Below are 5,964 nucleotides of genomic sequence, written 5' to 3'. Positions count from 1 at the left end.
CATCCTCCTTGAATGGGAGGAAGTATGTCATATGAGAAAATTAATGGAAGATGCAGCCGTCTGGACGGTTACGTTGATCCGGATCATGGCCCAGCCCAAGTTCTGAGCTGAGCATCCAGCTTGCTATTTCCGCGCGTAACTCTTCTTTGGCATATATTTCTGATCCGAATGGGCCGAATTCACGGTCCAGCCTTGACTCGTGGCCTGTCCAGTGTCCGAGTTCGTGCAAAGCGGTGCTGTAATACCTATCGGAGCTTTGAAAGGCGGCATGCGGCGGGAGGTGAATTTTGTCAGTTGATAACCCGTAAAAGGCCCGATTGCGTTGGTCATGAGTGATACTTGCACCGGAATTTTGCAGAATAGATTCAGCTCGTTCGTCTGGATTCCATGATATTTCCCGGCCTACCCATTCTGGTATTCCTTCAATCTGGCTGGCGTGGAATACATTGGAAAAGCGCAGGGTCGGTTTTGACAATTGTTAGCCCCAGAAGGGATAATAGAAGGTTGCGATAACAAAGCGTATAAGAAATGTGGGGAAAGTGGATGATTATTATGTGAGAATATAAATTGAGTAAAAAAAACAGAAAATGACGATAGTTTAGAATGGTTTTGAGTGTCAAAACCTTTTGTCGCATTACAATGTGGTGGGACAAAAAACGTTAAAAGTGGGACAAAAATTGTTTATATTTGGTGAAATGCCATAAAAAAAGGGTCCACAAGCAATCCTAAAATTGCATGTAAACCCTTGATTTAACCGTGGTACCCAGAGCGGGACTTGAACCCGCACAAGCCGAAGCTCGAGGGATTTTAAGTCCTTGAAAAGGGGGTTTGACTGACTTGTTGATAGCGTTAATTAATATTGCAAATGACTGTTTTATATGAGATAACTTAGTCTCAATGTGTTTGGTAGCATTAGATAGCTTTATATGAAAAGGTGGCACAGGAGTGGCACAAAAATGACTAAGTACATCGGAACAAAATTTACTGGCGTGAGATATCGGGAGCATCCCACAAGACGGCATGGTCCTCATCACGATAAATATTTCATTATTCGCTATAAGGTCGGAGGTAAAGCCAAGCAGGAAGCTCTCGGATGGGCTTCTCAGGGATGGTCTGCTGCTAAGGCTCATAAATTGCGCTGTGATCTTGTTGCCAATATTAAATTGGGCAAAGGATCTCAGACTTTGGAAGAGTCTAGGCAGGTGAAGGCTGCCAAGCGTGAAGCCGAGAAGAATTTCGAACAGGCAGGAAATCATTATATTGAGTCTTATGCCAAGAAAAACAAGAAAAGCTGGAAGCATGATGAAACCAGATTCAAAATGCATTTGCTTCCCATTCTTGGGAAAATTTTCATGGATAACCTGACCATTGGGGATATTGAGGACTTGAAAAATAGTTGCGTCGAGAAGGGGCTTGCTAAAGCCACTGTCGGCCAGTGTCTGGCTCTTACTAGGCAGATTTGCAATTATTCTATTCAATACGGTTGGATGTCGATCAACAATCCAGTCAGAGGCGTTAAGTTTCCAAAGCTGAACAATCAGCGACTCAGATATTGCACACCGGAAGAAGAACAGGAATTTTTTACACTCGCACAGGAACGAAATTATACTGAGGTGCATGATATCTGTTATTTGTCGCTTTATACTGGAATGCGTATGGGCGAACTCTTTGTCTTGACTAAGCAGGATATAGATTTTGCTGCAGGCACAATTCTGATTAAAGGTGTGGATGCAGAGGACGACGGGCCTAAAAGCGGGAAGAGTAGGGTTGCATATATTTCCGATAAGCTCCGGAATATGCTGATGGTCCGTGTCGGCCAGCTGGATAAACCTAATTCGCTTTTGTTTCCGGCTGCAGATGATGGAATTAAGAAGGAAGTTGGGCACAACTTTAAAACTCTGATGAAGTATCTGGGCTGGAATGACGGAGTTAATGACCGCCGGCTTAGATTTTGTGCTCATTGTTTTCGCCATTCTTTTGCTTCCAGATTGATTGCTAATGGCACGCCTGTTCCAGTTGTTCAGAAACTTATGGGGCATGCCACAATTCAGACGACAATGAGATACGTGCATACTAATGATTCACAGTGTCGTGCAGCAATTGATTTGCTTTAGACGTCAATTGATTCTGTTTTTTCAATGAACCAGTTCACAAATGGTTCACGAGCATAGAATACTTTGCGCTTTTGTTTGAACCTACCTTCTGTTGGTCCAGTTCCTTGATGATCTTCAAATGCCAGAGTGGTTGCTTTAATTAGACCGCCAGTGAGATCTTCTACGCCTTTTCGGCAGATAACCGGTGGCAGAGTGTTTAGTAGGTATGTCCTTAATTCGTCTGTGGTCATGTTTTTATCCTTTTTTTTCTTCTATGTCTTTGTAATAACTAATAATACACGTTGAAGTTGATGTTTATTTAATGTGTGAATTAAAGTCAGTTTTTCTTTTAGGTTTAGGCCCGCTTTTTTCTCTACTGCGAGTAGGCAAAAGACTGTCCGGCATTTTGAATTCCTTTCTTAATATATTAATATACTTTTGGGGACACTCTCCGCTACGGATGATGTAAGAGACTCTTGCAGGTGTTAAAGCAAATCTTTTTGCTAAAATGACATTTGTTATTTTATTTTTTTCCATCCAAGCTCGTCTTAAAAAGTGCTCTGGGATGTTTTCTGTTGTTAAATCTTCTTGCAAATTTTCTTTAGTTTGGTTAATCATAAATCTAATTCCAGTTATTTAAGTGGTTTATGTTGTTTGTTGGTTTTAGATGTGTATAAATTTTTCTTTATAGTCAAGAAAAAAATATAGGAAATTTAAGAATGTTTAGTGGTGATGATATAAAAAATAGAATAGAATCTGTGAAGGAAGAACTCCAACTTACCGCTAAGTCTCTAGCAGAAAAGGGAAAAACTACCGACAGAACTCTTGTGAATATAAAATCAGGTAAGTCTACTCCCAATGCGAAAATATTATATTACTGGAGTGAAAATTTAGGCTTAAATATAAATTGGCTCCTTACTGGGAAGGGAGACATGTTTAAAAGCGAAGAAGGCTTTGCAGCTCAAGAAGCTTCTTTTATTGTTAAGCGACTCATGGTGATTGAATCTTCAATGGATAGAGCTGCTAATTTAGCGCGTTTGGAAGCTATGAAGGCTGTTATTGAAGGTGAAATTGCTTTAGAAGAAGGTAAAAAGGGGATTGCAGGCGAGTTAAAAGCCAATGGGTAGGTAGGAAGTCTGATTGGCCATTGTGGTGTCGCGGGATTTGGAAGCGTGTTTTTGAATGATTTTTTAGGCATTAGCTGGGATTGTAAATGGAAATCGATAGACATCTGATAAAAGAACTTAGAAATATAATTTCTCAAGCTCGTTCATTGGTTGTGCGGCATGTAAATTCTTTGCAAGTTGTGTCTAACTATTTGATTGGACAGCGTATTGTAGAGTTTGAACAAGGTGGCGCAGAGAGAGCAGAGTATGGTAAATCTCTGCTTAAATGTTTGTCTACAGAACTTACAGCTGAATTCGGACGTGGATATTCTCACCGCAACCTTGATTTAATGAAGAAATTTTATCTGATTTATAAGATTGCTGGTATTTCGCAGACATCATCTGCGAAATTGTTACCGGTAGAGTCTGCGGATGGAGTTTCAAGCGATGTGATTATGATTTCGCAGACGCTTTCTGCGAAATTTAAACTCAGCTGGTCACACTATGTTTTTCTGATGACAGTTGGAGATCAAAAAGGTCGTTCATTTTATGAAATTGAAGCTATAAATGGCGATTGGTCGCTGAAAGAACTCAGGCGTCAGTGTAATTCAAGTCTATATGAACGCTTAGCTTTGAGCCGAGATAAAGATGGGGTGCAAAAACTGGCTTGCGAAGGGCAGATTGTGACAAAGCCAGAAGACAACCTGAAAGACCCTTACGTGCTAGAGTTTTTGGGGTTAAGTGAGAAATCGAAATACTCTGAAAATGACTTGGAAACAGCAATTATTGATAAGCTGGAAGATTTTCTGTTAGAGCTTGGCAAAGGCTTTTTATTTGAAGCTAGACAGAAGCGATTCACCTTTGACGATGATCATTATTTTGTAGATTTAGTCTTTTATAACCGTTTGTTGAGATGTTATACACTTATTGACCTTAAAATTGGAGAGTTAACGCATCAGGATCTGGGGCAGATGCAGATGTATGTTAATTACTTTGATCGGTATGTGAAATTAGACGATGAAAAACCAACGATCGGCATAATTATCTGTAATAAGAATAAAAAATCATTAGTAGAAATTACTTTACCCAAAGATGCTAATATTCATGCGTCTGAGTATCAGCTTTACCTGCCTTCAAAGGAAGAGTTGAAAAAGCAGATGGATGAGGTTCAGGCTGAGTGGGAAGATCGACATGGGCATGATGAATCGTAGTTTGGAGGGGGTGCTATGAGGAATTTATTTCTTTTGTTGCTTTTATCTCTATTTGTCGGGTGTAGCTCTCAATCGTCGAAGAAGTATGATTGGCTGGAGCGTGGAAAGTAGATTAAGCAGGAACAGGCTGAAAATGCTTGGAGAAAAAATCAAATTCGCGAGGCGCGTGAGAAATAGATCTGTTGATGTTTTTGCAATTGAAGCTGTTGTCGTGCTTCGGGGGACTACCCTTTACTTCAAATAGTCCACATGGGGTGCGCAAAAAAACTTCTACATCTCGTTAGTGCGGTTGACAATGCCATTGTTAAATACAGGTCCTTAAGGGGGCTCGACAAGCAAACATACAAAACCATTAGGCTTTTCTGCGGCAAATAATAGCCTCAGCCCTGGGTCTTGTTGGAGTGGTGACTGGATATCCATCTGTGTTTGGGCAAATCTATCAGTTCTAGACTTATTAATTGGGGTCCTATATAAAACAAAAACCCCGCCGAAGCAGGGTGTTTGTTTTTCATCAATGACGTGGGAACTTCATCGGCAAAGCCAAGAGGGGGTTTTTCCACGTTCTGTACTTATTAAATAGGCACTGTTTACAGTTTATGCAAGCATTTTTTTGGGAAGGGATAAAGAGCGGTTTGTCTGAGGCAAGACTGGCTGGCTACAAAAGATCTTCAGGATAGACCGATTTTGACTGTCTGTTGAGATATTTGTGGAATAGTCGGTTAAGCGAGTCTTTTTACATTCCTCTTCAGAATTTAGAGGTAGTATTAAGAAATAATATCCATCGTGCCCTTACAAATTATTATGGGACTGACATGTGGTTTGATACTCCACGCCTTCTTCAGTCTTATCAAGCTAGGCAGATCGCGCAGGCTAGACAGAAACTCAGTTCAGAGGATCAACTTAATGCTGGAAAGATTGTCGCAGAGCTAAGTTTTGGTTTCTGGAGTGCCCTCGTTGCGCGTAGGTATTCTGCTAGTCTTGTTCCTGTGTTACTTAGAGAATGTTTTAGAGATATTCCAGCTAGCTCTAGGCGGCAGGTTTATTTGTCAGCGACTCTTAATGCTTTAAGGATGTTTAGGAATAGAGTTTTTCATCATGAACCTATCTGGTATTTAAGTGATCTCGCAGATAAATTTAATACTATAATGCAATTGGTTATTTGGCTTTCTCCTGAGTTATACAGGGTCGTTTATCCAATAACTAATTTTCATGATGTGTACTCTCAGGGAACACTTCCATTTAAAAGGAATGTTTTAGATGCTTCTAATTAGATTTTTTTAGCGATTGTCCTGGTGTATTTTACTACATGCAAAATGTTAAATTTCCACCAAGTACAAAATCCTAGCGCAATAGCTTCAAATGTATATTCTAAACCGAAATTGTGGTCTCGATTATTTTCATTATTTTTTGCCCATTCAGCTAGTGCATTAAGTTCATCTTGTGGATCCATTTTAATGGCAAGACGCTGCCATTTCAAAGGTAACCGTCCAGACGGCTGCATCTTCCATTAATTTTCTCATATGACATACTTCCTCCCATTCAAGGAGGATGAAT

Annotated in this window: 7 protein-coding genes and 1 pseudogene; 4 read left to right on the top strand and 4 right to left on the bottom strand. The window is 40.1% G+C overall.

The features are described 5' to 3' along the window. Positions 1–73: 73 nt before the first annotated feature. Positions 74–475, bottom strand: a pseudogene (locus JEY82_RS19425) (zincin-like metallopeptidase domain-containing protein); the annotation flags it as partial. Between the two features lie 481 nt (positions 476–956). Between JEY82_RS19425 and JEY82_RS19420 the strand changes: the two are divergent. Continuing rightward, positions 957–2,114, top strand: a complete 1,158-nt coding sequence (locus JEY82_RS19420) for a site-specific integrase (RefSeq protein ID WP_304088944.1) — start codon at positions 957–959, stop codon at positions 2,112–2,114. Here the strand turns inward: JEY82_RS19420 and JEY82_RS19415 are convergent. Together JEY82_RS19415 and JEY82_RS19410 are read right to left on the bottom strand one after the other, a co-directional pair. Then, on the bottom strand, positions 2,111–2,344 hold the full coding sequence (locus tag JEY82_RS19415) for a hypothetical protein (protein WP_304088942.1): 234 nt from the start codon (positions 2,342–2,344) through the stop codon (positions 2,111–2,113). The genes JEY82_RS19420 and JEY82_RS19415 overlap by 4 nt on opposite strands. A gap of 64 nt (positions 2,345–2,408) precedes the next feature. Next, the gene (locus tag JEY82_RS19410) at positions 2,409–2,711 is read right to left on the bottom strand and encodes an XRE family transcriptional regulator (RefSeq protein WP_304088939.1); all 303 of its coding nucleotides are present in this window, start codon (positions 2,709–2,711) and stop codon (positions 2,409–2,411) included. Positions 2,712–2,812: 101 nt separating this feature from the next. On the opposite strand from JEY82_RS19410, the gene JEY82_RS19405 reads away from it, so the two are divergent. From JEY82_RS19405 to JEY82_RS19395, 3 genes are all read left to right on the top strand, one after another. Next, entirely contained in the window at positions 2,813–3,220 is a 408-nt protein-coding gene (locus JEY82_RS19405; RefSeq protein WP_304088937.1) for a helix-turn-helix transcriptional regulator, read from the top strand. Positions 3,221–3,306: 86 nt separating this feature from the next. Further along, positions 3,307–4,410 carry a YhcG family protein gene (locus JEY82_RS19400; RefSeq protein ID WP_304088934.1) on the top strand — a complete coding sequence of 368 codons (1,104 nt, stop codon included), beginning with the start codon at positions 3,307–3,309 and terminating at the stop codon, positions 4,408–4,410. A gap of 812 nt (positions 4,411–5,222) precedes the next feature. Beyond that, on the top strand, positions 5,223–5,681 hold the full coding sequence (locus JEY82_RS19395) for a hypothetical protein (protein WP_304088932.1): 459 nt from the start codon (positions 5,223–5,225) through the stop codon (positions 5,679–5,681). On the opposite strand, the gene JEY82_RS19390 is transcribed toward JEY82_RS19395, so the two are convergent. Next, the gene (locus JEY82_RS19390; protein WP_304088929.1) at positions 5,678–5,887 is read right to left on the bottom strand and encodes a hypothetical protein; all 210 of its coding nucleotides are present in this window, start codon (positions 5,885–5,887) and stop codon (positions 5,678–5,680) included. The genes JEY82_RS19395 and JEY82_RS19390 overlap by 4 nt on opposite strands. Positions 5,888–5,964 lie beyond the last annotated feature (77 nt).

Origin of the sequence: Maridesulfovibrio ferrireducens, from assembly GCF_016342405.1 — a bacterium.
Classification (GTDB): Bacteria; Desulfobacterota; Desulfovibrionia; order Desulfovibrionales; family Desulfovibrionaceae; genus Maridesulfovibrio; species Maridesulfovibrio ferrireducens_A.
The sequence above is the reverse complement of the archived record's forward strand: the minus strand, read 5'-3'. Positions and strand labels throughout refer to the sequence as shown.

Excerpts from the sequence above, each read along its gene's own strand:
- JEY82_RS19410 (WP_304088939.1), bottom strand. The coding sequence starts at position 2,711 with ATGATTAACCAAACTAAAGAAAATTTGCAAGAAGATTTAACAACAGAA.
- JEY82_RS19420 (WP_304088944.1), top strand. The coding sequence starts at position 957 with ATGACTAAGTACATCGGAACAAAATTTACTGGCGTGAGATATCGGGAG.
- JEY82_RS19405 (WP_304088937.1), top strand. The coding sequence starts at position 2,813 with ATGTTTAGTGGTGATGATATAAAAAATAGAATAGAATCTGTGAAGGAA.
- JEY82_RS19400 (WP_304088934.1), top strand. The coding sequence starts at position 3,307 with ATGGAAATCGATAGACATCTGATAAAAGAACTTAGAAATATAATTTCT.
- JEY82_RS19415 (WP_304088942.1), bottom strand. The coding sequence starts at position 2,344 with ATGACCACAGACGAATTAAGGACATACCTACTAAACACTCTGCCACCG.
- JEY82_RS19395 (WP_304088932.1), top strand. The coding sequence starts at position 5,223 with ATGTGGTTTGATACTCCACGCCTTCTTCAGTCTTATCAAGCTAGGCAG.